Source organism: Exiguobacterium aurantiacum DSM 6208 (genome assembly GCF_000702585.1).
GTDB classification, from domain to species: Bacteria; Bacillota; Bacilli; order Exiguobacteriales; family Exiguobacteriaceae; genus Exiguobacterium; species Exiguobacterium aurantiacum.
Map to the genome: position 1 here is coordinate 77,264 of NZ_JNIQ01000001.1, position 25,369 is coordinate 102,632.

Sequence of the window (25,369 nt, forward strand, 5' to 3'; positions counted from 1 at the left end):
CCAATCCATGCCGCACAAAACGGTAGGACGAAATTGATCAGTTGCCACATACTATCTGTTAATTGCATCGCTTCGCATCTACTTTCGTCTTACTCATTCTTCTAACTGAAGGAGGTCACGGACTTCTTCGGCATCGGTTGGATTCATCTCAAACACGTCTTCTCCAGCGATCCCTCTCGTGAACTGCATCGTTCCCGCTTCGTCCTCCCAAATGTTCACCATCAATTCCATCGTCGACTCCGCCGGGTTGTTGATCGTCACGACGTAGTCGGGTAACCCTTCTATCTCAACCTCAATCGCAGGACTCGCTTCCACAATCTCGATGAAGCGGTTAATGTCGGCTTCGTCCTGAACCGATGTCTCTGAGAAGACGACCGTCTCTTCATTTTTGTACGTGCCGACGACGAGCTCTCGCCCTTGTTCGCCACATGCGGCGAGCAGGAGGAGCGGAGCGAATAAGCAAGCGAGCAGTGTCCGGTTCATCCATCTTCCTCCTTGTCAGTTAAGCCGATTTTTCGTTGCTTCCCGATGTGCCATCCGGAGCTCGTGATTGTTCACATGGTTCGGATCGATCAGTTCGAGCTTCCGGTTCACCCACACCGACAAGAAAATGAACGGGATGAACAGTGCGAGCAACATGACTGCAAACACGACGAGCGAACCTTCAATCGACCAGGCGATGGCGATGAAGAGACCGAGCAAGACGACGTTCGCGAGCACGATCCCGAACTCGAGACGGACGAACTTCTGATAGCGCCCCTCGTCGTTAAACGTGAGCAGTAACTTCATCCGATGCCAGGCGCGGTACAAGCTCGGCAACTGGGTCGCCATGATGATGACGGCGAACGTCACGAGCGAAATCTCTTGCGTGAAGATGAAGTAGAAGGCGATCCCTAAAATCATGAACGTGAGCAAGAGCGCAGTCTTGTTCACGTTGCGGTCGTTCTCGACCATTTGTTTGACGCGTTGTTCTTTTTCAACCATATTGAATGTCCCCCATCATGATATCTTTCGTTTTTGACGCTCGACTTGCGCTTTGCTGAGCTCTGTTCCGGTCACATGCTCCGGGTCAATCGCTTTCAACTCACGGTCGATGCGATAGCCGAGCACGATGAACGTGATCAAGCCGACGAGTACGACGATGATGAGCGTCAGCAGCGTAATCCAACCAAGAATCGAGCTCGTGATCAACAGCAAGAGGAAGACGAGGTTCCCGACGGCCAATCCGAACTCGGACCGTACTTTTTCTTGATAGCGGGCGTCGTCATTGAACGTGAGCAACAGTTTCATCCGATGCCAACTCTTATAAAGCATCGGGAACTGCCCGACCAAGATGATGGGCAATAGGAGCAGCACATCTGTCGTCATAAAATAGATAATGAACAGCGCGATGAAACCGAATGTCGGATACAGCGTCTGCTTTTGTCGTTTGCGGTCGTTCTCAATCATGCGTTCTAGTCTTACTGTATGGTCAATCATCCAATCCTCCTAGCTAAATCTCATTTCCTTCTTTTACGAATCGATCGTTTAAAAGGTTTCACTCGAACGGAATGTCATGCTCGAGGATATATTTCGTCTCCTCATAAGTTTGTTTACTGTACGGGTCGTCGTGCTGTCGAAGCCCTTTAAAGAATGCTTCAATCGATGATTCTTCTTGAAGCCTCCGCGCCACAATCAAATGTTGCATCGTATAAATCGCTTCGTCTCGGAGCGTCTCGTCGTTCATCCATGTCAGTAATTCCGTGACGAGCTCGTCTGTGCCAAGCATGTCGACTCCGTTCAACCACGTGTTCGCTCCCTTCGCCTTCTCACGCTTATCGGTGCTGTATAGTTGACGCCGCGCATAATCGATCAACGCCTCCCCCTCAGCGAGTCCAGTGAACGGCTCGAACTCGACCGTCGTGAGCGCTTCGGTGAATGCTCGGAACGAGTCGAATAGGACATCAATCTGTTCGCTGTCCGTGTCGATATACGCAATCTTTGGCGTCGCGCTCTCGCGATAGTCGAACGCGAGGAAGAAGTGTCCATCACCTGCGAAGGCGATCAACCGGTCATCCGCGACGCCCCACTCGGTCAATAGCGCCTTCGATTGAATCAAGCCGTCCGATAGACCGACGCCGGCAATCGAGTCGACGAGCGCGATGTCGTCTTGTCCGTTCCACACAATCGGCAAGTCACGTGGCTCGACGCCACCACCGTTTTGGATACGAATCGCTTCAAGATAGTCGTCCGGGAGCTTCACCCCGAGGCGCGTCTCGACTGCTACCAATACTTCGTCTGTCAATTCGGGCAACCGATTCGAATCGTCCGGGTCCTGTCTCCATATCATGCTTTCATCACTCCCACTTTATTCTTCCTCCCAATGCCGTTTCATCCGCTCCCGTTTCGTCAATCCAAGCAGGCTATCGGCGACGTGCTCGTCATCGATTTGAATCAGGCGTCGATCCACCACCATCTCGATGAACAAATAGCCGATCGACAAACTCACCACGGTACTTGTGAACAATGATAATGGAACGAATCCTGATGCAAAGAGCGACAATATCCCCATCATGCCAAACAGTAAGACGATATTCAAAAGCCCTTTGAAGCGAATCCAGCGCCGATACCGTTTATCCTCATTGAACGTCAACAGCGTCCGCGTCTTACGCCATGCGACAAAGCCGAGCGGCAACGCGACGATGAAAAAGAAGACGAATGCGGCGATCTGTTCATAAGCGCCTCCTGAAAAAAACCAAAGGCCGCCCGCGAGTCCGCTTAAAAATGTAGCGATCAACATCACGATCCCGGTTCGATTGCGTGAATATAACTGCTCGACTCGTTCTTCACGTGTCATCTTTTCATTCCCCCTTGAAACCAAATGCTTATGAGTTGCGTACATAAGAATAGCATACCAATAATTAGGAGGCTTTCATATGGATATCCTCATCTTAATCGCTTTACTCGGTGCCGTCGTGTTCATCCTCTTCAGCTGGAAACCGCATCACCGCTCCCCTTTCGAGCATCGTTCGACGTTTTATCCGAGAGAGTCGCAAACGACAACATGCCCGCATTGCCAAACCTCTGTCAGAAGGCAGGAACACGGGCAGACTTGTCATAGTTGCGGGAAGTCGTTTTAACGTCATCCGACGCGTCGGACGCGCTCATTCACTACTTTTTCTTTCCCGCTCAATTGAAACAGCAACACCCCGCCGACAATCAAGATGATGCCGACGACCGTCTTCCACGTGAACGGAATCGCCTCGAGCCCGAACCAACCGAGTGTGTCCCAGAGGAGCGCGAACAGGATTTGTGACACCATGACAATGGAGATGGCGTAACTCGGGCCGAGCCGCTCGACGCTTTGTGTCACGCTCATGACGACACCGACCCCGATAATGCCACTGAACCAATACCACGTCTCCATCCCCGTGACGGCAAACAAGGCCGTCCCATCACTGATTAGTCCCGCGACGAGCGATGCGAAGAAGCCAAGCCCGAGGACGAGCGTCGTCGTGGCCCACGCGCCGACGCGTCGCTTCACGTTCGCATTGAACGTGTTTTGGATACAAACGAGCATCCCGCCGAACACGGCAAGCATCATCCCGATGGCCATACGTTTCCCTCCTCACTCATAAATACTCTCTCCCGCCACATCAATGAGACGATTCCGATCGACGACCGTGATCGACCGTCTGTCCCGTTCAATCAACCCGTCCTCGACGAACCGTTTGAGTGTCCGATTGACGTGCCGATAGCTCGTCCCAATCAAATCGGCGATGTCGGTCAACTCATCGACCGTCGAGCCAAGCGTCGTCGTCTCAGGTGTCATCGACAACAAATAACTCGCGAGCCGGACGTCGATCGGATAAAACAAGTTGAAGCTCATCGATTGCGACTTTCGCTCGAACTTGCGGGTGATCTCCGCTAATAAGTAGTTGAGCCAAATGACGTCTTCAGTCGCGTGACACGCCAACGCCTCGAACGAAATGACAAGCATCTCGCCGGTCGTCACCGCCTCGACCGTGTTCAAATAAGGAGTCCGCTGCACATATTCGATGTCCCCGATCAAGTCGAGCGGTTGCTTGAACGACAAGACGAGCCGCTTCCCCGCAGCCGACGTGTGAGAGACGCGTATCTTCCCGTTGACGAGAAAACGGAGTGCATGGGCTGCGTCACCTTGCGTACAAATCGTCGCCCCCGGTGCGTAACGGACGAGCGTCAAATCGGGCCATGCCGCGCGCGGCAACACCTCGTCGAGCCCGACTTGGCTCATGTAGCGTTCCACTTGCTCGTTCCCTACCATTTCAACAACACCACCCCGGCAACCATCATCGCCACACCGATAAGTTGCGTGACGTTCAAACGACGTCGCACCATCCCGAACCAGCCACGTCCGTCAATGACGAGGGCAAGCGCGAGCTGGGCGATTAAAAACAACGAAATCGTGAGCGTGACGCCGAGCGTGTGCACAGCCGTCATGTTGCTGAACAAGATGAGCGCCGCGAAGGCTCCGCCTGACAGATAGAGTGGCTTCACATGTCGCATCTCGCGATACGTCCGGTCGCGGACGAGGAGCATGATGAGGAGCGCCACGATAAAACCGGTCAGCTGGGTGAGCGTCGCCGCCTGCCATGTACCGATCGCAGAACTGATATTGGCATTGGCCACACTTTGTAAGGTCAAAAAGAAACCGCCGCTGATAGCGAACAAGACACCGCGCATCTCCATCTCCCCCTTTTTTCTTTAGTTAACAATAATGGACAGCTTCGATAAAGGACAGATGTCCTGAACCATGAAAAAAAGGCCATGACGAATCATAGACCTGCGCGATATGCTTCCAATCGCTCTTCTTTCGCGACCGACAGTTGCTTATTCGTGACGTGTGCCGGGTCAATCTGACGGATGCGTCGCTGCAAGAAGCGCGAGACCCCGAACGTCAACGTCGAGACCCCACCGATGATACCAAGCAGCCATGGCAGTGACAGGCTTTCCGCGAGGTAGCCAATCACAAGGCCGAGATACACAACAAACTGAAGCCAGAGAGAGGCAAACTCGAAATAGATGAGCCGACTGTAGCGTCGATCCTCATTGAACGTCAGTAACAGTTTCGTCTTCCGCCACTCCAAACAGAGATACGGGAAAAAGAGGACGAGCGTACTGAAAGGCACCCATCTCGGGGAAGCGCCGCTCACAAGGATCGTCACGACGATCCCGACAAACCAAACGCCCCAGCGCCAGCGCCAATGGACGTCGTCTTGCTCCAACAACTGTTTAATTCGTGTTTCTTTCGTTACCATATGTACTCCTCTCGTACGAGCGGTAGAACCGCGAGATGTCGTTTCGGGTCGGCTGATTTGGGTCAACGTGCTCGAGCTGTCGACGTGTCGTGTAATGATGCCACCCTAACATCACCGAACAGACACCGTAAACCATCCATCCGATGATCGGGACGCCCAAACGACTGAAAATCACCGCCGCTGTGACCCACACCATCCAAAGAGGATACATGCCATACAAGCGCTTTGTAAGCAATTCGCCACGTCCGGTCGTAAGCGTCATCGCTTTCTTTCCTTCACGGAGCATGATACGCACTAGACCGATTGATACGAGTAGGGACCCAATCCCCCATACCCACCAGAAGTCCTCAAACCCTAACGTGAACGAGTTGAAGAAGATGAGTGCCATTGTCAGCCAAAGACTACTGCGTTGATGTTTTTCTCGATATTGGCCTAACGCTTGAATCCGTTCTTGTTTCGTCATAGTCATGTCGTCCTTTTATTCTTGTATTTCATCAAGTTGATGCTTCGACTTCGCACGGTTCGCTTTCGCCAACATGCTAGACGTCACGTGCTCCGAATCGATTTCGAGCAACTTCCGGTCCAGCCAAAATGGCCATAAGACTGACGGTGGACCCCCGAGGATGATCACCCACATAAGAGCGTCTCGGTGAATGTTTCCGGTCAAAAGCAAAGCGACGAGGCTAAACAGCAAGACGAACGTGAAACAGAGAATCGCAAAATTCAGCCGAATGAGACGTTGATATAAACGGTCGCGGTTGAACGTGAGATAGGCGCGTGTCTGCCTCCACTCGACCCACATCATCGGAACGAGACTGATGACAGCGAGCGCACCGGAATACACAAGGTCCATCATGAAGTATAATGATGCCCCCAAAATGAAGAGCGTGCTCGCGATGACGATGCGATGATATCGCTTCTTGATGTTCACTAATTTAGATAGTCTGGCTTCCCGTTCCATCATATCCCTCCTAATCTCTCACGTAATCGAGTCGCATCTCACGAAACAATGGATGCTCCGGATCGATAGCAGACAATCGCTCGTCTTGTCGTCGAATCCATCGGTATCCGACGTAGAGAACGCCACCGGTCACAATCAAAATCCATGCGTAGGTCCATCCGAGTTTGAGCGTCAATGCGACCGAGAGAATAGACATCACAAATACCCCGAATAGGAATCCGTTCCGCCGTGTGATGATTCGCTTGGCCGATTCGTGTTCAGTCATATTCGCCTCGATTCGATTCGCTTTAAAGAAGGAAGCAACAAGCAAACAGCGATACCGAGCACATACCATCCATTCCATGAATTTGAACGAATCAAGCCGACCGTAAAAAATGTCATCGGAAAGGTAGTGAGCCCTTGTAGGACTGCCATCTTCATGTTCGATTTATAGATGGCATTGATGCGTTCTTGTTTTGTCATCTCCTTAGCTCACCATCCCCTCACTTCACGTCGCATCGGTTGCTCGGAATCGCTTTGTCTCACTTTTTCATCTAATGCCCGTTCTGAAACCGAGAGAATGAAAATACCGACCGTGAAGCCGACGAATGGCAACCAACTGACCGCCTCCGATTTCATTAGCCACGGAAATACGAGTCCGATAAAGAGAATCAACACATAATCAAACACATACTGGATCGAGATGAGGCGTTTCGTACGGACATGCTCCGTGAAACTGCTCATGAATCGATACTCCCGCTGGAGGGCATACCCATACAGCAACGTCGTCAAAACGAGCAGGACTCCGTATAGGAATTCCTGCGTAGTTGTCTGTAGCAGTAAAAACAGCAGTACAGCGAACGGAATCGCAAAAGTAACACGCAGAAAGAACCACTTCCGATTCCCTTGCTTCATTGTCGTGAGTCGCTGTTGTTTGTTCATCTCGTGTCTCCTTTGTTTATTATGGCTTCACTATGAAGCGATGTTCTCAACTTTCCTTCGAGAATCCATTGGATGGTTAATAAGACGAACAGTCCTAGTAGAAGGGTGATGATGATTGAAATGGGTGAAAGACCAAACTTTACTGAAAACGGAAAAGCGATACCGAGCCACGCAATCATTAAGAAATCAATGCCATACAATTGACGAACGATGCGTTTCACAGGTGCCGGTGTATCTAGTGTCACGTTGTTCGCTCGACGTGCGAGAACAACCGCTGTAAAAAGGGATGCCACTCCCATCCCTACGGCATATGTCAGGTAATGGATTGCTGACTCTGTGTATAACAGGACAAGCACACCTACCGGGATGGCCAATCCGATTCGAAGCCATATCCGTTCACGGCGTAGCCGTCTCAATGTTTGATTTGTCATTTCTCGTTTTCCCTTCATCGTATATCCCACTTTGAATCCGAATACGTTCAATTTCTCTGTGCGTCGGTCGATTGCGTAACACGAAGTGAGGTAGCCTCTACTTGTTACGCCTTGCTAGAAAAACGGGCATCACGTACGTCACGCCGTGTCGGCTGTTCGGGATCGAGTCGACGAATCCGTTCGTCGAACATTGCTTGTATGTATAAAATGCATAAGGCGGCCCCGAAAAAGAGAACGAACGGCACCCATGACCAGACCATCAAGCGAATCGCGAGCGGATTCACTACGGCGAGTAAAAAGATGAAGAGCACCTCGAGCCGATATTGCATCGTGATGATGCGTTTGACATCCGGGTGGTCCGTCAACCGTCTCAACTCGTCTGCCTCTTTCGTAAACAGTCGTGCACTCAACACAATAAGGAGACCGAGTAGAGGCAATCCAATCCAGCTCCTTGCTTCTACTGTCATCAGCAGATATACGCCGATCGCTGCCGGAATCGCCAACCCGAGACGACCAATCCACCATGCCCGATTCGTCTCACGAATGACGTTCAATCGTTGTTGCTTTAACATTTCATTCACCTCTTTCTCTCATTATACGTATACACGACCAAGAAAGTTCCGTTATTTTACAATTTTATGACCTGTGCAAGTTGATTGACTAAAGTTGAATCTCGTTTTATAGTTTAGTTAACTTAACTTTAATAAAGAAAGCATGAGGTTATCTTATGAATTTGCTTCACAATCCACGATTCGTCTTCACATGGCTGTCCGGGATGACGCTGACGCTCGGCTTCTCCATCTTCTTCTTGAGCGTGTCGTGGCTCACAATCGATGTGTTACAACAGCCGGCTTTGCTCGGAATCATTTTGACCGCCGTCTCGCTTCCGCGTGTCGTGATGATGGTGTTCGGCGGCGTCTTCGCCGACCGCTTCCAAAAGAGTCGGCTCTTATTTTTGACGAACCTCGGCCAGGCCGCACTCATGTTGGCTGTCTTGAGCCTTCATCTACTCGACCTCTACTCGGTCGCGGCACTCATCGGGATTTCCGTCATCTTCGGGATTTTGGACGGCATGTCGTACCCGGCCCTCTCGTCCCTCATCCCGTCCCTCGTCAAACAGCACGAGTTGCAACGGGCCAACTCCTTGTTCCAAGGCTCGCTCGAGCTCATGTTTGTCATCGGTCCCTTCTTAGCAGGACTACTGTTGACATGGGGCGGGTTCGGGCTCAGTTTCGGGACGGCGGCCGGACTCATCTTCCTCGCCGCTTTGTTGATCATGCCGCGCCTGATTCAAGACCGAATCCCGGCGGCGCATGTCATGTCCCTCGCTCACGTCATCGTCGACTTAAAAGAAGGGATTCGCTACGTCTCGCATACCCCGATTTTACGGAGCGGGACGCTCTCCATCGCCATCGTCAACCTGTTCGTCATGGGGCCACTCATCATGAGTATCCCAATCCTCGTCGGCGAGCGTGGCGGCACGGCGTTTGACTTGAGCGTCATTGAGGGCGGTCTTGCCGTCGGGACGTTCGTCGCGAGCTTCCTCGTCTTGCTGATGCGCTCGGTCCATCGCGGCCGGTTCGTCTTCCGCGCTTTGTTGCTGACAATTGCCGCGTTCCTCTTGTATACGCAAGCCCAATCGATTCCGATGCTCGCGTTGACGGCGGCGCTGAGCGGCTTCATGTTGATGCTCGTCTACTTGCCGGCGGTCACACTCATGCAGGAACATAGCGACCAAGACAAGATTGGTCGTGTCATGAGCATCATGGCGCTCGCCGCGTCCGGTCTCGAACCGGTCGCCTTCGCCGTCTTGTCCGTACTCGTCGCGCTCGCTGTGCCGATTCAAACGTTACTCATCACGTTTGGTATAATCGGATTGGCGCTTAGTGGCCTCTTATTCGTACGGAGCCAGACGTTCCGTCACACACGATGAAAGGAGAACGACCTTTGAACGAGACACGCAAACAACAAGTCATCGAGATGTATCGTCAAATCGACGAGCTCGACTTATTGTTCACCAAATACTTCACCGATTTGAACGAGTTCCAACTCAGCTATCAGCAAGAACAGATGCTACTCCTCTTCAAACGACAAGAGACATGGACGACGACAGAAATCGCGACGAAGATGAACATCTCGAAAAGCGCCGTCAGCCAAGTGCTCAAAGTGCTCGAACAGCGTGAGTTCGTCCAGAAAAAGAAGAACCCGGACAACCTGCGTGAGAGTTTCATCCGCCTCGGTCCGCTCGGCCATGCATACTCGAAGCAAATCGATGCCATCGAGGAACGGCTCGCCGAAGAGATGTTCTCTGTCCTTGAGGACGAGGAGATGAAAATGATCAACCGCTCGCTCGCGTTGATGATTCAACGGTTCAAATAAAAAATGCGTATCGTCCCACGTGTGGGAGGATACGCATTTTTGGTTAGAATGGCTCGACGACACGGATGGCTGACCGAAGCGCCCCTTCGACATGACCGCCGAAGAAGGAGTCCGTTTCCGTCCCGGCGAAAGACAAATACTTTGCCCAACCGGCGTCTACTGGAATCGGTCCATAGACAGGAAAATCGATCATCGGTGCCGTATCTTCAACCGTCGCCGTGTATCGGTCGCTCGCCCAATCGACGAATAAGACGTCACGCGGGTGGCGCGCCTCTTCCCCGAATAGTCGTACAAGTTGATCAATGACGCGACGATTCAGCTCGTCCCGTTCGAGCAACGCACGCTCGGTAGCAGGTAATCGGAAGAAACCGAATAACGCCGCAAGTCCATCCGGTTGCGAGGCGTCATGCACCTCCTGCAGCACCCCGGCCCAGCTCATCCCTTGACCGGATTGGCCTTGGTCCCGCCAAAACGGATGATCGTAAACGGCGAGCACTTTCGCCTGACCGGCCATCCAAGTCGGGATAGACGCTAGCTTCGCTTTCGTCGTCTCAGACAGTTCTGGTTGAAACGCGATGCGTGAGATGAGCCGAGGCGGGATGGCTAAGATGGCGTGCGTGAACGTTTCAGTCTCTCCTCGTTCGAGCTCGATGGCGACTCCACGCTCGACCTGTCTCATCGAGGTGACCGTCGACTGAAGTTGAATCGTATGGGGCGGTAAGGTTGCTGCGAGTGCGGTCGTCAAGCTGGCCATGCCACCGACGAGTCGCATCGATGGGACCACGTGTCCTGGTGGAAGCGTATGGCGTTCGATGACACCGAACTGACGCTCGAGCATCAAGTCACCGGTCGCTTGTTGGGGGAACACTTGGAGGTCGAGCTGGTCGACTAGCCGCACCATCGTCTTTTCCGTATCCGGCCAATACCAGGTCGGACCGAGGTCGAAGCCGTCATGGCTCAACACCCGTCCCCCGATGCGGTCGCGTGCTTCAAAAACGGTAACGTCATAGCCTTTATCGATGAGGAGCGACGCGGCATACAAGCCGCTCACGCCGGCTCCGATAATCGCAATTGATGGATTCATGAAAATGCACCTTCTTTGTATGTGGTGTTCCTATTATACTGAAAACGATACATATACATGATTTGAGCGAATCGCTCGGGAAAGGCGTTACATATGAAACGATTTTTTTATTATCTTTTATTACCATACATCTTGTTCATGCGAGGGTTATCTCGATTTATTAAAACGGAAGCTGCCATGTCCAATGTCTTTTTACTGTGCTTCGTCCCTGTCCATATTCTCATCATTGGATATGGCATTTCAGAATCGCTCTTCCTAGAGGTTGTCAGTGTACTTTATCTATTTGCAGGATTGTTTGCCCCGATGCTTTATTTCGATTCGGATGTCCGGCGAGGGCAAGCAAAACCAGACAATCTCCCACGTAAGACACGATAACGTGTTTAGAAAGGTTTTACCAACATGTCCAATACAGTCATGACGCTACTTTATCCGTTCCTCGTAGACATTCGCCTATTTTTCTCGATTCAAAAGAGGTAAAACGTTCATGTATTTTCTTACCTTGCTATGTATGCTCGTATTCGAGGGATTATTGTTTTTTTGAAGTCATCTACATTCCCGTTTTGCTCAAGTTATTGATTCAACTATACGTTTTGGTAGGAATGCTTTATGTCGAATTATATTTTGATGATTTAGACGAACCGAAATCGTTTTGAACGACGACTACAATCGTGGAAGGAACAACGATTCATACTGTGCAATCAACTTACCCAACCAGTCATCCTGAATTTCTTCTGACTCCATGCCTCGCTCTAAGTCACCTATGATTTTGCTGTTCGGAAAATAGAGGCGCAACACAAACAGACTATCTGCGATTGTCGATACAAAACTTTGATCTTCGACGTTGATTGTCAAATACGCGCCTCGAATCATCCGTTTGATTAGTGACTTCTTTTCCTTTTCTGTCATACGTCTTGTCTTCAATTTTACTTGCGCTTCTCGTAACTGATCGGACAAATCTCGATTCAACGCTCGGCTAATTCGCTCATCCGGTTTCATATGTGGAAAGCGGTGAGACAAGTCCGTCCCATAAACGCATGCGCACATATGACGTAACCAAAACCCCCATTCAACATGATTGGTAGGATCGAGCGCCGTATGCAATAGTCCGATATCGTAATCGATTTTAATCACTTCTGGATGTTCCTGTAACAGTAGCATGGTCCGTGACTTCAATCCATCAATGTCTAGCTCTTGATTGAGGATGACTGTCACGTCTAAATCCGACTGTTCGACTATAGCCGTCCCGCGCCCGACGCTACCGTATACATATACGCTATGTAACGCTTTTGCAAACTCTTCTCGCAACAGCTGAATCACCTTATCGAGCAGTGGTCGAAACATCGGTTGAATCTGTGTCACGTCTGTTTGATTGATGATGTAACCCGCCTCGTTTGTCCCAAGTCGTGTCGGTAGCTCCATCACACACCTACCTCAGTAAACGTCACCACGTCGAGCACGTGTCCGACTTCAATCCGGTCGACGAGATAGTGATACTTCGTGTTCGTCCCCGGATACGCTTCGACGATCGACTCGCACCAGTCGCGGTCGAACATCTTCTCCCACGATTCCTTCAACTCTTTCTCGTCTTTCGCTTCTCGGTCTTCAAACGTCAGAAACCAACGATTCATTGCAAAGTTCCAATAACCTGCCTCGAGTTCGAGTACGTGTGAATCGGGCAACTCAACTGTCAGCACAACGCCCGGCTCTCCGGGCTCCAAGTAACCGCTTCGTCCTACATCCGGCCGTGTATCGCTCAACCAGACGGGATAATTCCCATGAAGGGAGATTCCAGTTCGCTGTTCATACTGCCCCGCGAGCCAGTCGTAGGCGGGCCGATGATATGCGTAGTCCTCGTCTTGAAAGATGCCAAAGTTCGGGTCGCCGAATAAATAGCCTCTCTTGTTCGCTGCTTCCCAAGCGCCTGCGTGTTGGTATGTATAGTAGATTGCCATAAGTCAGCCTCCCTTTCTCATCAATATAGCGTACAGAATAAAAAGATTCACGATAGATCAATATTTCTTCTTCCAATTTGTATGATTTTGGAAGTATACTAGTTTAGGATTACCGTTGCAAGGAGGAAATTGGATGGAAGTTTTACTCATGTTACTCTTTAGCTTATTCGTGATGATTGTCCCACTCACATTAATCATCGCGATTATCGTATTGATCGTTCGCTTTATCGGTCGTTATGAGAAGCGGGCCGACGCGCGACTCGAGTTAGAGCGTCAAGCCGCGGCTCATCAGCAACAACAATTCGATGTCTTGGTAGAACGCCTCGATCGCATCGAAGAAAAGATGGAGGTACGTCCTTAATGTCGCAACCACTCACGATTTGGACGAAACGTCTCGTCCTCACAACGATCCTCGGCGGTGTGCTACTCGTCGCGACTTTCGCCACGCAACGCGCCTTCCACATGTCTGAGATCAATCTACTCGTCGACAAGGCCGATGAACAACAACTCAGCTATGAGTTAATCATCCACAACCCGCTCACAAACGCATATAGCTTTACCATTGTTCGAAACTAGAGTAAAAGGAGGTTTTTATGGATTGGAGCGTCATTCTCTTAATTGTCTCTCTGCTTCTGAATGGTTTTTTACTTAATATTGTCATCGAACAAGCAAAGGGTATAAGTACACTTCGCCGAAACCTAATCCGTACCGAACCAATCGTTCCGGACGATGCTTTAACCGCGTCCATAAAAGAAAAAATAGATACGGATGGAGTCATAACGGCTATCAATTTTTAAGGTAGACTCAAGATATGTCTCTCGTTGAAGCGAAACGACTAGTCGACCGCATTACTGGTCGATCAAGTTTATAAAAGGGAGTAGCGCGCGCTACTCCCTTTTGGTCGACTTTACTTTGGAAAGAAGCCGACTTTCCCACGTCCATAGGCTTTCTGCGTCACATGTTCCGGGTCAATCTTCGCAAGCTTTTGATCAAGTTTCGAAGACGCGATCCATGCGAACAGATTGAATGCGACCACGAGCAGCAAAACATTCGCTTGTTCCGGACGGAGCAGCAACGATACAATCAACAGACAAAAGATTACGATGACCGCCATCCCGCTCCAATATTCATACCAGACAAGCCGCCGATAGTCAGGCGCATCGTTGAACTTGAGCAACGTCTTCGTCCGTGCCCCTATCTTGACGAACCCGATGGCGGGAATGAAGAGGACGAACCAAACCAGTTCGGCGAGACGACGCTCGCCCGTGAACCAAAAGATGGCGCCGAGTAGGATGATGAACAATCCAAGAAGAAGGGCTTGGCGGGTGGAACGTTTCCCCGCCTCGTATAAATGATTGAATCGTTCGCGTTTGGTCATATTCATATTCCTTTCTTACGATTACTTCGTTACTATGCAAATAGACTGTTATACAAAGAAAAGAGGGTGTTCATGAATCCTGCACAAACCGAAGTCCTAGTGACTTTCCGACTGCTCGCCGACGATTTCTCAATTGAAGATGTGACGCACCGTCTCGGACTCACGCCTACCGAAACCTACAAACGCGGGGACCACAGTACATATTCGGCTCATCCTCGTGAATATACGTCATGGTCACTTAGTACAGGCTATCAGCCGTCATTTGATGTGAACGATCAGCTGCAACACATCATTGCGCAACTTCGCGGCAAAGAAACCATTTTAGATGACATCTATGACACGTATAATGACATGCAAGCACGGTTTATCATCGTGATTGTGATGGAAGGCGGTCAAACACCGTCGCTTGTGTTTGATTTGGAGACGATTCAATTCGCCCATCGGATTCGTGCCGAGTTCGACATCGATTTATATGCGAACCCGTATGAAGAGGACCCCGACTTTAAAGACTGAGTACGCGAAGCTTGTTACGACCATTCAATCGACAGACGAGGTCATGGTGATGATTCAGACGAAAGCAGTACAGTCCCAGTAACGGGCTGCACTGCTTTTTCTTTATGCCTTTTTCTGTGGACTCGGATACTTCACCGCATTCTTCTGGAGCTTCTCTTCAATCGCCTGAGACACATCGATCCTTGCCGCATGGGCGAACGTGAGCGCGTAAATGAGGACATCCGCGAGTTCTTCTTTCATCTCGACTTGTTTCGTCTCGAGCGCTTCTTCGCTCGACACCCATTGGAACAATTCCAACAGTTCACTCGCCTCGAGTGATAACGATAACGCCAAGTCTTTCGGGTTATGGTGGAACGCCCAATCGCGCTCGTCACGGAATTCAATCACTTTGTCCATCAGTCGTTGTATTTCGTTCATGTCTGTACCTTCTCTCTTTGAATGTGTAACAGCTTATCTCGCAACGCTTGATTGCTCGCATACAAATAAAGTCCTCGGACGCCCCGTTTCATCAACACATTGATGGAGTTCAATACGATTTGTTCTTTCGCCAATTCGACATCTTTGACACCGTCAATTCCGGCGTAGGCTCCCGTATCTTTATAAAGATTCGTGTCGATCACCAGGCAATTCTTTGTCTCATCGTACGTCACTGAAGGACCTAACACGACACCGACATAGTTCAAGTCAAAACCTTGAATCGTATAGATTGACCCGGCCTCAGCAATCGTTTCTGACTTCTCAGCCCACGTCGTTTTTCCGCCCGTCGTATTCCACGGCAATTTATAGTTCCCATTCGATTCATAGACGTAGTACGTTTCGCCGTCTTTCTTATGAATATAATCAAACGTTGAGACAACACGGCTCAATCCATGCAGCTTGTCTTGTTTCATAATCACTTGGTGCATCTCTTCTAACGTCTCAAAGATTCGTAAATCATATCCACTCGATTGCGGAAACGTTTTGATTTTCTTGGTTTTAAAGGCATCAATCCAATCGATGACATCCTTACCTGCCTGCATCCGGAACTGGTTTGTCAGCTGATACGTCCGTGCGACCTTCGCCTTCTGTTTGAATGATTCGAGCAATCCCTGATTCCATCGACTTTTCAATTTCAATACTTGATGTTGATCGAAGATGACAATGACAATTTTCGCACGTTTCATCAACTCCTCGAGATGATTCTCCGCCCGAAAGTTGTTGTACGCATCTGATTTCGTCAACAGGAGGTGCGCCTCGTCGACCAAGATAATATCCACTTTTTTATCTTGTAACTTGTTGAGGAGCGGTGTCGGTTTGACGAAATTGACAGCCTTCAAGTGTTTGACTTGTTTGGCAATTCCTTTATACGTCTTCAGCATCTCCTCATGATTGACGACCAGATAATTCTCTGTCTGATACAGATTCGAACCCGCTTCATTCGTTCGCGCTTGAATGGTATTAAAGATCGAACTGAGGACGACACTCTTGCCGACGCCTGCCTCTCCTTCAATGACGTACAAATCTCCATATGTATCATCGGGCTTCGACTCCGTAATCCGTTCCTCACAGAACTTGAGCACGCGCTCTTTTAAGTCTATTTGCTCAATGGATAGTTCCTTGAACGGAGACAGTTTGAAGATGTCTTTGTTCTCGATGGCGTGTAGGTTGTTTTCGACGAGCTTGTTCTTATGTAGCGCATCCCACAACTTAGGAAACAGCTCATTGTCATAGAACGATTTATTGTAATAGTTGTGTGTGAAGTCGCTTGCTGTCTTGCTTTTGTTTTGTAAGGTGTACTTCTCGTCCCCTAAAAAGTAGTTGATCAACTTCGTCTCAAGATGGAATGTCGCCGACCGATTGAACGTCTCATGCTTCACAAGGTTGATTTGGTCCACATTCTTCCGGTCAGTTTGTTTCAGCTTCAGATGTTGTTTCATCCGTTTTTGAAAATGCACCGTTTCCCCGATATACGCTTCCTTCTGTCCGTTCAAAATATAAATCACCGGATAGTTCAAGTAATCAGCAGACCGCTCAATCTCATCTAAATTCTTTTCAATAAAATCTTTTAGACCCTTTTCATTAAAATCTAACGGAGTGACCTCAATCATCTTCATCGACACACCCTTATCTAATTTCAAATTATCTCCAGTTTAGCATAGTCTTATTCCAATTCATTACTCAAGTCTTCTATGAATCAATGGTATAATCCCACTAAAAAGGGAGGGATTCGGTGCTTACTTTCGACAACGTCTCTGTTCGCCAACAAGACACGCTCATCCTTGAAAATATCTCGTTCACCATCAATCCGGGTGAAGTCGCTGCCATCCATTGCGGCGTCACTTCCCGGGAAATATTGTTCGCATTATTGACGGACTCGCACGCGAACTACTCGGGGACCATCGATACAACGAATCGCACGCTTTCGGTCTTCTCCATCCGTGATGGCTTATACGACCGGCTGACGGTCGAGGAGTACTTGCGATTTACGCACACGCTCTATGAATCAACGGAATCGCTGGATGCCGTCCTCCAAACCGTTCAACTCACCCCATATCGGAACAAACGATTGAATCGGCTCAGCTTGTCTCTCGTTCGGCGCGTCCAATACGCGGCCCTGCTCTTACATAACCGGGATATCTATGTGCTTGAAGAACCGGATCAAAACGTCGACCAAGAGACGCGGCACTTGTTCGCGACCGTCTTAATGCAACTGAAACAGCAACAAAAAGCCATCCTGCTTCTGACGAGCAACATGGAGAGCGCCCTGTTCGTCACGTCGACCGTCTATCGGATTGACCACCGACACTTGCGCCTGCTCGACGTGGAACCGGATGAACCGGATGCGAACGAAGATATCACGCCTGACGTCATGCACGTCCGCTTCGAGAAAATTCCGACGAAAGTGAACGAGAAAATCGTCTTGCTTGACCCGCCGGAAATCGACTACATCGAGAGCCAGGACGGACAATCCGTATTGCACAGTCAGTCCGAGCAGTTCCCGAGCGTCTTCACGATGAACGAACTCGAGACGCGTCTGACCCCATACGGCTTCTTCCGCTGCCATCGGTCGTACATCGTCAACCTTCAACGCGTGCGGGAAGTCATCACCTACACGAAGAACAGTTTCAGTCTCGTGCTCGATGATGCGGCGAAGACGACCATCCCGCTCTCGAAGACAAAAATGGCCGAATTGAAGACGATGATCGGGCTGAAATAGGCTCCGTTCACCGTCTGATTCGCTCCACTCAGTCCTCAAGAAGCGCCATTTACCCCCATTCTAATGCGCTCTCCTCTTCCTCTCGATATGATGAAAGCAAGTTAGACAACATCGACGAGGAGGAACGAGAATGGACTCAATCATTCAAGTGAACGGATTAAAAAAGCTATTCGGCAATGAAGAGGCGTTGCGCGACGTGACGTTTTCTGTCGGCAAGGGAGAAGTGTTCGGCTTCCTTGGACCGAGTGGATCAGGGAAGACGACGACCATCAAAATCTTGACGTCCCAACTCGCGCAGACGTCAGGTGATGCGATTGTGTTCGGCGTCCCGGTCTCGGAGTTGAAACAAGAACAGTATCGGAAGCGAATCGGCGTGTTGACCGACAACAGTGGCCTATACACGCGTCTCTCGATTGAAGAGAATCTGCAGCTCTATTGTGACCTGTATGACGAACCGCGGTCACGAATCGATGACGTCCTACAGATGGTAAATTTGGCCGGGGAACGCAAAAAACGCATCGCGGCACTCTCACGCGGGATGCTGCAACGGGTGACACTGGCCCGGGCGTTGTTACATGAACCAGAACTATTGTTTTTAGATGAGCCGACGTCCGCGCTCGACCCGGTCAACTCGCGCCACATTTATAAAGGGATTGAACGATTAAAGGCAAAAGGGACGACGATTTTCTTGACGACGCACGACATGAACGAGGCAGAGGAACTGTGCGACCGCGTCGCTTTCTTACATCAAGGGGAAATTCAACTCCTCGACGCCCCGAAACGATTACGCCGGAAATATGCGAATGGCTCCATGCGCGTCGAACTGCATGACGGGGAAATTGTTGACTTGAAACAAGGAAAAGACGGGGCCGACTGGCTTCATGAACAGATGCGCGACCAAAACATCGCGGCCATTCATTCGAACGAGCCGACGCTCGGGGATATCTTTATCGAAGTGACGGGGAGGAAATTATCATGACATTTTCAATGAAACGGGCACTCGCCATTTTTCAGAAAGATTACAAAGACTTGTCGCGGAACTTATTCGTCTCCTCGACGCTAATCATGCCGCTGTTCTTCGCCGTCTTCTATTCACAGCTCGGTGGAGAAGGCATCGACGTGACGTACTTCGTCATTAACATCACGTTCAGCCTCGTCGCGACGTTCGTCCAGTGTGCCTTGATTGCCGAAGAGAAAGAGAAGAATACGCTCCGTGGGTTGATGTTGTCGCCGGCGAGCACGCTCGACATCTTGCTTGGGAAGAGTGCACTCACATTCGTAACGACGCTCATCCTCATCGCGGCATGTGCCTTCATCATGGGTTACAGCCCGGCGAACCTGCTCGTCATCTCACTCGCACTCATCGTCTCGACGTTCTTTTATATCGGGATTGGGACGATTCTCGGATTGATGACGAAGACAGTCATGGAAGCCTCACTCATCGTCATGCCGGCGTTTTTCTTCTTCTCGTTCTCACCGATGTTGTTGGTGTACGAGGACCGTTTCTCTATCATCGGTTTACTCGAGTATTTGCCGAACATCGTCTTGATCGACCTCGCCCATCAAATCGAGGCGGGTGCTGGACTGGGCTCTACTTGGATGGAACTTATGATTCTATCCGCGTGGGCGCTTGTTGTGTTCGTTGGAAGTATCGTGATGTATAACCGGAAACAGACAGACTAAAAGCGACGATATTACTCGTCGCTTTTTTTGAAGCGTTCTTTTAAATCCATTCCATAAAGAACGACGTATAAAAGACACGACGGCAGCACGGTAAACAACGGCACCTTTCTATGAAACCCTAACCTCTTATAATCAACGCTGTTAAAATGGTTATTCCTAACCTTTGTGGTCGAAATACCTTTTAGTAAACAAATCTCGAAGACAGGCTTCATCAAAAAATAAGGAAAAACCTTTTCCACCGCCGTTAACAAGCTTCTAAAAATTTTGATGAATTAATAAAAATTTCAAATGATCTAACTCGATACTTCTCGCGACTTTTCTAACCAATAAATCTTATTCTTCTAACATTATTTAAACCTATATATAGCTTGACAATGTATTTGAGAAACTCTTTTATTAAAAGGGACACTAAGTTATGTAAGTGTCCCTTCAATATTAATTCTGATATCTATATTGTTCTAAATACTTCATTAACATCTAACTTTCAACTATTTGGCTTCTTTTATTTTTGGTATATATATCCTTTGCGACTCAATCCAATCTTTGGAATTTATTTCTGATATAACTGGACCATCTTCATACAGTTGCTCATAATATATAACCCCACAACTTTTTTCATCATCTTTCCATAATGGTCTACTAGATAAAATTAGTTTATTTGCAAAATCAATATCACTAGTAGAAATTACTACTTGACGCTCTCTTGCAATATCGCATATTAAAGAAACTAAAGCATCATCTCTTAAAGTATCTAACATTTGTATTGGATCATCTAGAAACAATGTTTCAAAAGTTGGAGAACCAAAGTTCTTTTTTTCTTTATCAGCTACTTGAGAAAGAAAAATTGACAAGCCTAGCAAAGACAGTTGTCCCCCACTAAAAGCAAATGTACTGTTGGAATTTGTTTTCAGTAAATATTCTTCTATGCTAGAATCCAATTTTTGAGGAACCGGCCTAAAAACTAGGTTTGTTCTTTCTCTCTCATCCGGAACTACTGCATCAGGTAATATTGTTCTCCATGGCGATACATCGGACAGTATCTCGAATATTTTTGAGATTCTTTTTGAAATTTTCCCTATCTCTTTATTAGTCTCTTTCCTTTGTACTTCTCTTAAATTTCTTTTATCTTTTTTTAACCCCTCTATATTCATTTCTAATTCTTTAATCTCTTTTTTCAACTCTGAACTAGTGTCTACAATTTTAAGATTTTCTCTTAAAACATCTAGATATCCTAGCAGTTTTTTTATTTCCATTACTGTGTTACTTATAATTTCTATACGTTTCTTATATTTAAAGAAAATTTCCTTCTCAATTTTTTCTACTTTGATCATATCAGTTTTATAATCTATATTTTCTAACTCTCTCTCTAACAAAGGTATTTGATTCTTTAGAAGCAACAATAATTTTTCTGTAGTATCAAAATTCTCTGAACTATCGAAAGAATTGTATATAGACTTTAATCCTTCTATTTCTTTACTTATCTCTCTGTTTATCTGATTGGACTCTGCAATGCACTTATAATGTTTTTTCTGGTTGACTTCAATTATGTTCTTCAACTTTTTTGTTTCTATCTCAAGTTTATTTAATTCACCATTAATTTCTGATTTTTTATCAATTAATTTTAATATTTCATTACTGTTTTTCTCTAACATTTTTTTAAAATCTTTATCTTCGAAATCACATAAAGAAATTTTAACTCCAATCTTTTTCAAAAAATCTGCAAATGACCCTTTAACTTTCAATAAGTTTATTTCGGCATTACTAATTTTTCGTTGTATCTCTTTAATTGCTCTCTCCGTGTTTTCTTTAGTAATATTTGAAGCTCGAATTTCAGATAATTTATTAGAAATTTCTTTAATCTCTTTTTTATGTGTAATGAAGACATTTTCCCATCTCTTCTTTTGGTGAAGTATTGTTACTTCTAATTCACTAATTGATTCATGTTTTTTTCCACATAGTGGACAACTTTCATCACTTATATATCCGCATAAAATATCAAATGATTTATCTAATTCAATGTTTTGATTAACTAATTCTTCTATATTATCACCAATATTAGCTAATCTATCTTCAAGTAATTTTATGTTTTCATTGTTTTTAGTCTGTGTATTTTTCATTAACCAATTTTCATGTTCAACCAGTTCTTTTTTGTTTTCATTTATTTCTTTTATTGTTAGAGTAAATTTTTTATGATATTCTTCTATTTCTTGTTTATTTAATAAAAGTATTTCATGGTAATTTTCTATTTCATCTTTTTGGATTTTTAGCTTTGAAATTTGCATTTCCATTTCTTTAATTTTCATCGATTCATCTAGCTGGTTTTCTTTGTTAGCTTCATAGTTAGATATGTCTTTATCTATATTTTTTTGAGATATATTTAATTCAGAAATTTTCTGAATGCTTTCATCTACGATTACTATATTATTTTTAATGAAAATAATTTTATTTTTTAATTCTTTTATTCGATCTTTCTTCGATTCAATTTTCAGAACTTCTTCAGCTATTCTTTTTTCCATTTCTTCTAACTTTTCATCCTCCATCGAAGAGGTATCCTCTTCGATTTGAAAGTATTTTTCTCTTATAGCATTGATTTTATTCTCTATTAAGCTTTGATCAGCAGATACTATATTTAAAACAGAATTACACCATGTTTCCCATTCTTTAATTTCTTGAACTTTATTGGTGTTGTTAGTTGGGTAATGAGGTACTTCGATGAGTTGCAGCATTCTTTCAGAAATTTTCTCTCCAATATTGCTTACTTCATTTAGGATTTCATACTCTTCTCTGCCCTCTCTATCACTAATATTAGTTAAACTCGTGTGTTTACGTTTTAAAATCTCTTTTTCTTTTCTTAAATTTTCTTCAACCTTTTTTATGGCTAAATTGATTTCAGTTAGGTCTAATAAAGGAGCTAGTATCTCTAAGCGATCTCTTCCTTTTGCCACTGCTAACTCCTGAAGTTTTGCTTGGGTTAGAGAATTTGCCCATAATACATCTCCTCTTTTAGCGCTTTCAAACCACTTATCAAAATCTAAATTAGAATACTTTAAATCCTCTTCAGTTCTAGTAATAGTATCGACTTTAAAGGTTTCGACATCTTCTAGACGCGCTGTTATAGCAGTACTAATATCTGGTTGAAGCAATGATCGAATATGTGAACCTTTAACTCTCGACCATTCTCTATTGTATTCAGCATATCTAGTAATATCATTATTAAAAAGCCAACCTAAAGCATCTTGTAAAGTAGTTTTTCCCCTGCCATTTCTTCCGTATACCACAGTAATATTATTGAAGAATTTCACTTTTTTATTTTTCGAATATATTCTAAACCCTTCAATTTCCATCTCTTTGAGTCTATACTTACTCATTCTTCGTCGTCCTCCTCTATTTTTTCAAATAACTCTAAAGGACTTTCATTCAATTCTGATGACTTTATGGAATCCCATGGAGTAAGAAAAGTTTCCCTTATATTTCTACCAATATCTTCTGGAGTTTCATTTGTCGATACAGTAATCAATATTTTCCTGAAATACCTTGGGTCGTCTCGCCACTGATTTAACCAACTTTGAGTCTTTTCACTTACTTCTTGACTTACTAATATTATTGCTATTTGTGAATACATATATTCTTCTCCAAGTGCATTTAATTCTTTAGTTAATAGCGGAGGATAAAAGTTTTTTTCGCTCAAATCCTCGAGCAAATTATTGTCTTCAAAAATATCACCAACAATAAATGCATTTACACCAGCAACTCCTGAAAAAATCCATTTGATGGGATTACCGTAATCCGGTAACTCTTCCTTGTTTACAATTTTTTTTAATTGAAAAGGCAACTCTTTAGAATATGTTTTTTTATATTTATTTTCTGAAAATTTCTCGCTAATATCTTTATATAAAGATTCAATCCAGAATTGCCGATTTTGAAAGTGGTTTAACATTAGGGCCTCCTAATTCTAGCTGGTGGGGCTTTAAATTCTGTGTTAGAAATGAACTCATCCAATTCTTCCGAGAACACCACACTCACTAAATTATAATCTTTAGGGAAACTTTTACTCATCTCTTGTTCTATTGCTCTAATTAAACTCGGCCAGGCTTCCCTGTCATTATCAATAACAATAATATGTCTATGATCTGGATTAAGTATAATACTTTCAAAAGTCTTTGAAATACCGTTGGCAATGATATTTTCAGGAACCTTGTTGTTCACTTTCAGTATATGAGCAGAAACAGGATAGGTTTCAGAAACCTTAACTGCAATAGTTAGTTTAGGATTTTCATCTGCTCCTGAATTGGTTAACTTAATACCTTTCTCAAATAATTTATGAAGAGAAGCTCCTAGCACTGCATCATGGTATTGATTACCATTTGTTCGTTGAGGATACTGATATACATCTTTATCCGCATCTATTTCATGAAGCCTTTCTATGTTATTCGCCACTTCCGTAAGAGTAGCAAAACCTAAATCGTAAATCCTTCTGCCTCTGTAAACCTGTTCGACTAAGGACATATCCCGTTGAGGAGTAGGATATATATCAAGCAAAGGAATATCTTCGATATTCCTTTGGCATGTTACACTAAACCATTTTTTATAAAAATTGGAATAAGCAGTCCATAGACAATCGGTTAATCCTGCTTTTATCCATTCACCATTCTCTTCATTAAATGTCCGAGATGGATCGCTTAACAACCATTTTTGAGGTTCTGTATACGGATTTATCCAAGCCCATTCAAAATCATCCTCGAGTTTTTCTCTTAATTTTTCAATTAAATAAGTTAGAGGTGCTGCAAGTCCAACAAATACTACTCTTTTAAAGTAAGGAGCTTGAAGAAGACATTCCATTGACATTTCTAATATTTTTTTTTCTTCGGTTAGATGCTTATCTACCGTTTCATAAATTGATTTAGATAGTAATGTCTGTGACCAAACAGATTGTTGATTTTTGATGTTTTTCCCGTGCGCCGCTAATATGTTCCAATCTCTAAAAACTTTATTAAATTTTGGTAATTCAACTAAATCTGCAGCATTAACTATCAATTCTTCTGGTTTATTACTTGATAGGGTAGTAGCAACTTCAAAAAACTCATCCATATTTAATGAATAAACTCTAATACTTCCTTTGGCTTCTAAAACTTCATTTACTAAAGATTTGTGCTGAAAGTTTGGCTTTCCAGAAAATTCGAATGAATGATTTGAATCTGTGATAGCACTGATAAATTCATTATGAGATTCTTGTGAAAAAGATTTCTCTCCATCTTCATTCATGGGATAACAAAAATACTCATAAAGTTTAGCTATATCCCCAGTTACTTCACTTGGTATTGATGCTCCTTTTTCTATTCTTAAATAATTTTCATAAGCCTCTCCAGCACCTCTTCCAGTCGGTGCTACAGAGATTCCTGTCATCGAAATTCCCGCACCACATATAAATAATAAATTCCCATTTTTATTTTTCGCTTCATCTAACCATTTACCTATTAATTTACTACCTTCTCCCCGAGAAAGGGATGGTTTTTCCCAATTGGGATCTAAACTCATATTTGCTCCTCCTTAGACAATAAAATCATTTGAATACATGAAATTTTATAGTCTATT

Annotated in this window: 34 protein-coding genes; 10 read left to right on the forward strand and 24 right to left on the reverse strand. The window is 45.7% G+C overall.

Features of this window, described 5'->3' with window-relative positions; all coding sequences use genetic code 11:
* Positions 1-93 precede the first annotated feature (93 nt).
* The 5 genes from P398_RS0100390 to P398_RS0100410 are packed head-to-tail and all read right to left on the reverse strand — an operon-like array spanning position 94 to position 2,836.
* Positions 94-483, reverse strand: coding sequence for a hypothetical protein (locus P398_RS0100390; protein ID WP_029333706.1), 390 nt, complete (start codon positions 481-483; stop codon positions 94-96).
* Positions 484-498: 15 nt separating this feature from the next.
* Positions 499-984, reverse strand: coding sequence for a hypothetical protein (locus P398_RS0100395; RefSeq protein ID WP_051638834.1), 486 nt, complete (start codon positions 982-984; stop codon positions 499-501).
* 15 nt (positions 985-999) lie between these two features.
* A complete protein-coding gene (locus P398_RS0100400; protein ID WP_029333708.1) occupies positions 1,000-1,479 on the reverse strand; it encodes a hypothetical protein in 480 nt (159 codons plus the stop codon).
* A 58-nt stretch (positions 1,480-1,537) separates the two neighbouring features.
* Complete coding sequence (locus tag P398_RS0100405) at positions 1,538-2,329, reverse strand: SMI1/KNR4 family protein (protein WP_029333709.1); 792 nt, start codon at positions 2,327-2,329, stop codon at positions 1,538-1,540.
* 18 nt (positions 2,330-2,347) lie between these two features.
* A complete protein-coding gene (locus P398_RS0100410; protein ID WP_029333710.1) occupies positions 2,348-2,836 on the reverse strand; it encodes a hypothetical protein in 489 nt (162 codons plus the stop codon).
* Positions 2,837-2,915: 79 nt separating this feature from the next.
* On the opposite strand from P398_RS0100410, the gene P398_RS15965 reads away from it, so the two are divergent.
* The gene (locus tag P398_RS15965; protein WP_034798748.1) at positions 2,916-3,119 is read left to right on the forward strand and encodes a hypothetical protein; all 204 of its coding nucleotides are present in this window, start codon (positions 2,916-2,918) and stop codon (positions 3,117-3,119) included.
* Positions 3,120-3,121: 2 nt separating this feature from the next.
* Here the strand turns inward: P398_RS15965 and P398_RS0100415 are convergent, their stop codons facing one another.
* The 10 genes from P398_RS0100415 to P398_RS0100460 form a co-directional block, all read right to left on the reverse strand.
* Positions 3,122-3,595: a DMT family transporter gene (locus P398_RS0100415; RefSeq protein WP_029333711.1), complete on the reverse strand. Its 474-nt coding sequence runs from the start codon at positions 3,593-3,595 to the stop codon at positions 3,122-3,124.
* 12 nt (positions 3,596-3,607) lie between these two features.
* Positions 3,608-4,285: a Crp/Fnr family transcriptional regulator gene (locus P398_RS0100420; RefSeq protein WP_029333712.1), complete on the reverse strand. Its 678-nt coding sequence runs from the start codon at positions 4,283-4,285 to the stop codon at positions 3,608-3,610.
* Positions 4,279-4,704 (reverse strand): DMT family transporter, encoded by a 426-nt coding sequence (locus P398_RS0100425; protein WP_029333713.1) that lies wholly within the window; start codon positions 4,702-4,704, stop codon positions 4,279-4,281. Before P398_RS0100425 ends, P398_RS0100420 begins: the two co-directional genes overlap by 7 nt.
* Positions 4,705-4,796: 92 nt before the next feature.
* Positions 4,797-5,279, reverse strand: coding sequence for a hypothetical protein (locus tag P398_RS0100430; protein ID WP_029333714.1), 483 nt, complete (start codon positions 5,277-5,279; stop codon positions 4,797-4,799).
* Complete coding sequence (locus P398_RS0100435; RefSeq protein ID WP_029333715.1) at positions 5,254-5,742, reverse strand: hypothetical protein; 489 nt, start codon at positions 5,740-5,742, stop codon at positions 5,254-5,256. Before P398_RS0100435 ends, P398_RS0100430 begins: the two co-directional genes overlap by 26 nt.
* 15 nt (positions 5,743-5,757) lie before the next feature.
* Complete coding sequence (locus tag P398_RS0100440) at positions 5,758-6,240, reverse strand: hypothetical protein (RefSeq protein WP_029333716.1); 483 nt, start codon at positions 6,238-6,240, stop codon at positions 5,758-5,760.
* Positions 6,241-6,250: 10 nt separating this feature from the next.
* The gene (locus P398_RS0100445; protein WP_147287420.1) at positions 6,251-6,583 is read right to left on the reverse strand and encodes a hypothetical protein; all 333 of its coding nucleotides are present in this window, start codon (positions 6,581-6,583) and stop codon (positions 6,251-6,253) included.
* 128 nt (positions 6,584-6,711) lie between these two features.
* A complete protein-coding gene (locus P398_RS0100450; RefSeq protein ID WP_029333718.1) occupies positions 6,712-7,161 on the reverse strand; it encodes a hypothetical protein in 450 nt (149 codons plus the stop codon).
* Complete coding sequence (locus P398_RS0100455) at positions 7,158-7,610, reverse strand: hypothetical protein (RefSeq protein ID WP_029333719.1); 453 nt, start codon at positions 7,608-7,610, stop codon at positions 7,158-7,160. The genes P398_RS0100450 and P398_RS0100455 overlap by 4 nt, the downstream gene beginning before the upstream one ends.
* 86 nt (positions 7,611-7,696) lie before the next feature.
* A complete protein-coding gene (locus P398_RS0100460) occupies positions 7,697-8,164 on the reverse strand; it encodes a hypothetical protein (RefSeq protein WP_029333720.1) in 468 nt (155 codons plus the stop codon).
* Positions 8,165-8,319: 155 nt separating this feature from the next.
* On the opposite strand from P398_RS0100460, the gene P398_RS0100465 reads away from it, so the two are divergent.
* Both P398_RS0100465 and P398_RS0100470 read left to right on the forward strand, forming a co-directional pair.
* The gene (locus P398_RS0100465; protein ID WP_024372044.1) at positions 8,320-9,525 is read left to right on the forward strand and encodes an MFS transporter; all 1,206 of its coding nucleotides are present in this window, start codon (positions 8,320-8,322) and stop codon (positions 9,523-9,525) included.
* Between the two features lie 14 nt (positions 9,526-9,539).
* Positions 9,540-9,971: a MarR family winged helix-turn-helix transcriptional regulator gene (locus P398_RS0100470; protein ID WP_235263286.1), complete on the forward strand. Its 432-nt coding sequence runs from the start codon at positions 9,540-9,542 to the stop codon at positions 9,969-9,971.
* 43 nt (positions 9,972-10,014) lie between these two features.
* Here the strand turns inward: P398_RS0100470 and P398_RS0100475 are convergent, their stop codons facing one another.
* The 3 genes from P398_RS0100475 to P398_RS0100485 form a co-directional block, all read right to left on the reverse strand.
* On the reverse strand, positions 10,015-11,055 hold the full coding sequence (locus P398_RS0100475) for a flavin monoamine oxidase family protein (protein WP_029333722.1): 1,041 nt from the start codon (positions 11,053-11,055) through the stop codon (positions 10,015-10,017).
* Between the two features lie 660 nt (positions 11,056-11,715).
* A complete protein-coding gene (locus P398_RS0100480) occupies positions 11,716-12,474 on the reverse strand; it encodes a nucleotidyltransferase domain-containing protein (protein WP_029333723.1) in 759 nt (252 codons plus the stop codon).
* Positions 12,474-13,007 (reverse strand): DUF3841 domain-containing protein, encoded by a 534-nt coding sequence (locus P398_RS0100485; RefSeq protein ID WP_029333724.1) that lies wholly within the window; start codon positions 13,005-13,007, stop codon positions 12,474-12,476. Before P398_RS0100485 ends, P398_RS0100480 begins: the two co-directional genes overlap by 1 nt.
* Before the next feature lie 133 nt (positions 13,008-13,140).
* Here P398_RS0100485 and P398_RS0100490 point away from each other — a divergent pair, with 133 nt between their 5' ends.
* Genes P398_RS0100490 through P398_RS0100500 form a run of 3 tightly spaced genes read left to right on the forward strand, consistent with a single transcriptional unit; the run spans position 13,141 to position 13,804 of the window.
* Positions 13,141-13,368 (forward strand): hypothetical protein, encoded by a 228-nt coding sequence (locus P398_RS0100490; RefSeq protein WP_029333725.1) that lies wholly within the window; start codon positions 13,141-13,143, stop codon positions 13,366-13,368.
* Positions 13,368-13,583 carry a hypothetical protein gene (locus P398_RS0100495; protein WP_024372051.1) on the forward strand — a complete coding sequence of 72 codons (216 nt, stop codon included), beginning with the start codon at positions 13,368-13,370 and terminating at the stop codon, positions 13,581-13,583. The genes P398_RS0100490 and P398_RS0100495 overlap by 1 nt, the downstream gene beginning before the upstream one ends.
* Positions 13,584-13,600: 17 nt before the next feature.
* A complete protein-coding gene (locus P398_RS0100500) occupies positions 13,601-13,804 on the forward strand; it encodes a hypothetical protein (RefSeq protein ID WP_029333726.1) in 204 nt (67 codons plus the stop codon).
* A gap of 110 nt (positions 13,805-13,914) precedes the next feature.
* On the opposite strand, the gene P398_RS0100505 is transcribed toward P398_RS0100500, so the two are convergent.
* Positions 13,915-14,385 carry a hypothetical protein gene (locus tag P398_RS0100505; protein ID WP_029333727.1) on the reverse strand — a complete coding sequence of 157 codons (471 nt, stop codon included), beginning with the start codon at positions 14,383-14,385 and terminating at the stop codon, positions 13,915-13,917.
* A 72-nt stretch (positions 14,386-14,457) separates the two neighbouring features.
* Between P398_RS0100505 and P398_RS0100510 the strand changes: the two genes are divergently transcribed.
* Positions 14,458-14,898, forward strand: a complete 441-nt coding sequence (locus tag P398_RS0100510) for a DUF4279 domain-containing protein (protein ID WP_029333728.1) — start codon at positions 14,458-14,460, stop codon at positions 14,896-14,898.
* Between the two features lie 102 nt (positions 14,899-15,000).
* Here P398_RS0100510 and P398_RS0100515 read toward each other — a convergent pair whose 3' ends face one another.
* A complete protein-coding gene (locus P398_RS0100515) occupies positions 15,001-15,315 on the reverse strand; it encodes a nucleotide pyrophosphohydrolase (RefSeq protein ID WP_029333729.1) in 315 nt (104 codons plus the stop codon).
* Positions 15,312-16,991 carry a DUF2075 domain-containing protein gene (locus tag P398_RS0100520; RefSeq protein WP_174233470.1) on the reverse strand — a complete coding sequence of 560 codons (1,680 nt, stop codon included), beginning with the start codon at positions 16,989-16,991 and terminating at the stop codon, positions 15,312-15,314. Before P398_RS0100520 ends, P398_RS0100515 begins: the two co-directional genes overlap by 4 nt.
* Positions 16,992-17,107: 116 nt before the next feature.
* Between P398_RS0100520 and P398_RS0100525 the strand changes: the two genes are divergently transcribed.
* From P398_RS0100525 to P398_RS0100535, 3 genes are all read left to right on the forward strand, one after another.
* Positions 17,108-18,094: a LytTR family transcriptional regulator DNA-binding domain-containing protein gene (locus tag P398_RS0100525; protein ID WP_029333731.1), complete on the forward strand. Its 987-nt coding sequence runs from the start codon at positions 17,108-17,110 to the stop codon at positions 18,092-18,094.
* 130 nt (positions 18,095-18,224) lie between these two features.
* Entirely contained in the window at positions 18,225-19,073 is an 849-nt protein-coding gene (locus tag P398_RS0100530) for an ABC transporter ATP-binding protein (RefSeq protein WP_029333732.1), read from the forward strand.
* On the forward strand, positions 19,070-19,777 hold the full coding sequence (locus tag P398_RS0100535) for an ABC transporter permease (protein WP_029333733.1): 708 nt from the start codon (positions 19,070-19,072) through the stop codon (positions 19,775-19,777). The genes P398_RS0100530 and P398_RS0100535 overlap by 4 nt, the downstream gene beginning before the upstream one ends.
* A gap of 488 nt (positions 19,778-20,265) precedes the next feature.
* Here P398_RS0100535 and P398_RS0100540 read toward each other — a convergent pair whose 3' ends face one another.
* The 3 genes from P398_RS0100540 to P398_RS0100550 are packed head-to-tail and all read right to left on the reverse strand — an operon-like array spanning position 20,266 to position 25,312.
* Positions 20,266-23,145, reverse strand: a complete 2,880-nt coding sequence (locus P398_RS0100540) for an AAA family ATPase (RefSeq protein ID WP_029333734.1) — start codon at positions 23,143-23,145, stop codon at positions 20,266-20,268.
* Positions 23,142-23,714, reverse strand: coding sequence for a hypothetical protein (locus P398_RS0100545; protein WP_029333735.1), 573 nt, complete (start codon positions 23,712-23,714; stop codon positions 23,142-23,144). Before P398_RS0100545 ends, P398_RS0100540 begins: the two co-directional genes overlap by 4 nt.
* Positions 23,714-25,312, reverse strand: coding sequence for an SIR2 family protein (locus P398_RS0100550; protein ID WP_029333736.1), 1,599 nt, complete (start codon positions 25,310-25,312; stop codon positions 23,714-23,716). The genes P398_RS0100545 and P398_RS0100550 overlap by 1 nt, the downstream gene beginning before the upstream one ends.
* Between the last annotated feature and the right edge of the window lie 57 nt (positions 25,313-25,369).

Coding starts and splice junctions, on each gene's coding strand:
- P398_RS0100460 (WP_029333720.1), bottom strand. CDS start 8,164: ATGTTAAAGCAACAACGATTGAACGTCATTCGTGAGACGAATCGGGCA.
- P398_RS0100430 (WP_029333714.1), bottom strand. CDS start 5,279: ATGGTAACGAAAGAAACACGAATTAAACAGTTGTTGGAGCAAGACGAC.
- P398_RS0100530 (WP_029333732.1), top strand. CDS start 18,225: ATGGACTCAATCATTCAAGTGAACGGATTAAAAAAGCTATTCGGCAAT.
- P398_RS0100400 (WP_029333708.1), bottom strand. CDS start 1,479: ATGATTGACCATACAGTAAGACTAGAACGCATGATTGAGAACGACCGC.
- P398_RS0100550 (WP_029333736.1), bottom strand. CDS start 25,312: ATGAGTTTAGATCCCAATTGGGAAAAACCATCCCTTTCTCGGGGAGAA.
- P398_RS0100485 (WP_029333724.1), bottom strand. CDS start 13,007: ATGGCAATCTACTATACATACCAACACGCAGGCGCTTGGGAAGCAGCG.
- P398_RS0100450 (WP_029333718.1), bottom strand. CDS start 7,161: ATGAACAAACAACAGCGACTCACGACAATGAAGCAAGGGAATCGGAAG.
- P398_RS0100440 (WP_029333716.1), bottom strand. CDS start 6,240: ATGGAACGGGAAGCCAGACTATCTAAATTAGTGAACATCAAGAAGCGA.
- P398_RS0100445 (WP_147287420.1), bottom strand. CDS start 6,583: ATGGAATGGATGGTATGTGCTCGGTATCGCTGTTTGCTTGTTGCTTCC.
- P398_RS0100410 (WP_029333710.1), bottom strand. CDS start 2,836: ATGACACGTGAAGAACGAGTCGAGCAGTTATATTCACGCAATCGAACC.
- P398_RS0100425 (WP_029333713.1), bottom strand. CDS start 4,704: ATGCGCGGTGTCTTGTTCGCTATCAGCGGCGGTTTCTTTTTGACCTTA.
- P398_RS0100535 (WP_029333733.1), top strand. CDS start 19,070: ATGACATTTTCAATGAAACGGGCACTCGCCATTTTTCAGAAAGATTAC.
- P398_RS0100495 (WP_024372051.1), top strand. CDS start 13,368: ATGTCGCAACCACTCACGATTTGGACGAAACGTCTCGTCCTCACAACG.
- P398_RS0100465 (WP_024372044.1), top strand. CDS start 8,320: ATGAATTTGCTTCACAATCCACGATTCGTCTTCACATGGCTGTCCGGG.
- P398_RS0100520 (WP_174233470.1), bottom strand. CDS start 16,991: ATGAAGATGATTGAGGTCACTCCGTTAGATTTTAATGAAAAGGGTCTA.
- P398_RS15965 (WP_034798748.1), top strand. CDS start 2,916: ATGGATATCCTCATCTTAATCGCTTTACTCGGTGCCGTCGTGTTCATC.
- P398_RS0100420 (WP_029333712.1), bottom strand. CDS start 4,285: ATGGTAGGGAACGAGCAAGTGGAACGCTACATGAGCCAAGTCGGGCTC.
- P398_RS0100390 (WP_029333706.1), bottom strand. CDS start 483: ATGAACCGGACACTGCTCGCTTGCTTATTCGCTCCGCTCCTCCTGCTC.
- P398_RS0100505 (WP_029333727.1), bottom strand. CDS start 14,385: ATGACCAAACGCGAACGATTCAATCATTTATACGAGGCGGGGAAACGT.
- P398_RS0100475 (WP_029333722.1), bottom strand. CDS start 11,055: ATGAATCCATCAATTGCGATTATCGGAGCCGGCGTGAGCGGCTTGTAT.
- P398_RS0100500 (WP_029333726.1), top strand. CDS start 13,601: ATGGATTGGAGCGTCATTCTCTTAATTGTCTCTCTGCTTCTGAATGGT.
- P398_RS0100405 (WP_029333709.1), bottom strand. CDS start 2,329: ATGATATGGAGACAGGACCCGGACGATTCGAATCGGTTGCCCGAATTG.
- P398_RS0100435 (WP_029333715.1), bottom strand. CDS start 5,742: ATGACGAAACAAGAACGGATTCAAGCGTTAGGCCAATATCGAGAAAAA.
- P398_RS0100545 (WP_029333735.1), bottom strand. CDS start 23,714: ATGTTAAACCACTTTCAAAATCGGCAATTCTGGATTGAATCTTTATAT.
- P398_RS0100490 (WP_029333725.1), top strand. CDS start 13,141: ATGGAAGTTTTACTCATGTTACTCTTTAGCTTATTCGTGATGATTGTC.
- P398_RS0100415 (WP_029333711.1), bottom strand. CDS start 3,595: ATGGCCATCGGGATGATGCTTGCCGTGTTCGGCGGGATGCTCGTTTGT.
- P398_RS0100480 (WP_029333723.1), bottom strand. CDS start 12,474: ATGGAGCTACCGACACGACTTGGGACAAACGAGGCGGGTTACATCATC.
- P398_RS0100515 (WP_029333729.1), bottom strand. CDS start 15,315: ATGAACGAAATACAACGACTGATGGACAAAGTGATTGAATTCCGTGAC.
- P398_RS0100510 (WP_029333728.1), top strand. CDS start 14,458: ATGAATCCTGCACAAACCGAAGTCCTAGTGACTTTCCGACTGCTCGCC.
- P398_RS0100395 (WP_051638834.1), bottom strand. CDS start 984: ATGGTTGAAAAAGAACAACGCGTCAAACAAATGGTCGAGAACGACCGC.
- P398_RS0100455 (WP_029333719.1), bottom strand. CDS start 7,610: ATGAAGGGAAAACGAGAAATGACAAATCAAACATTGAGACGGCTACGC.
- P398_RS0100540 (WP_029333734.1), bottom strand. CDS start 23,145: ATGAGTAAGTATAGACTCAAAGAGATGGAAATTGAAGGGTTTAGAATA.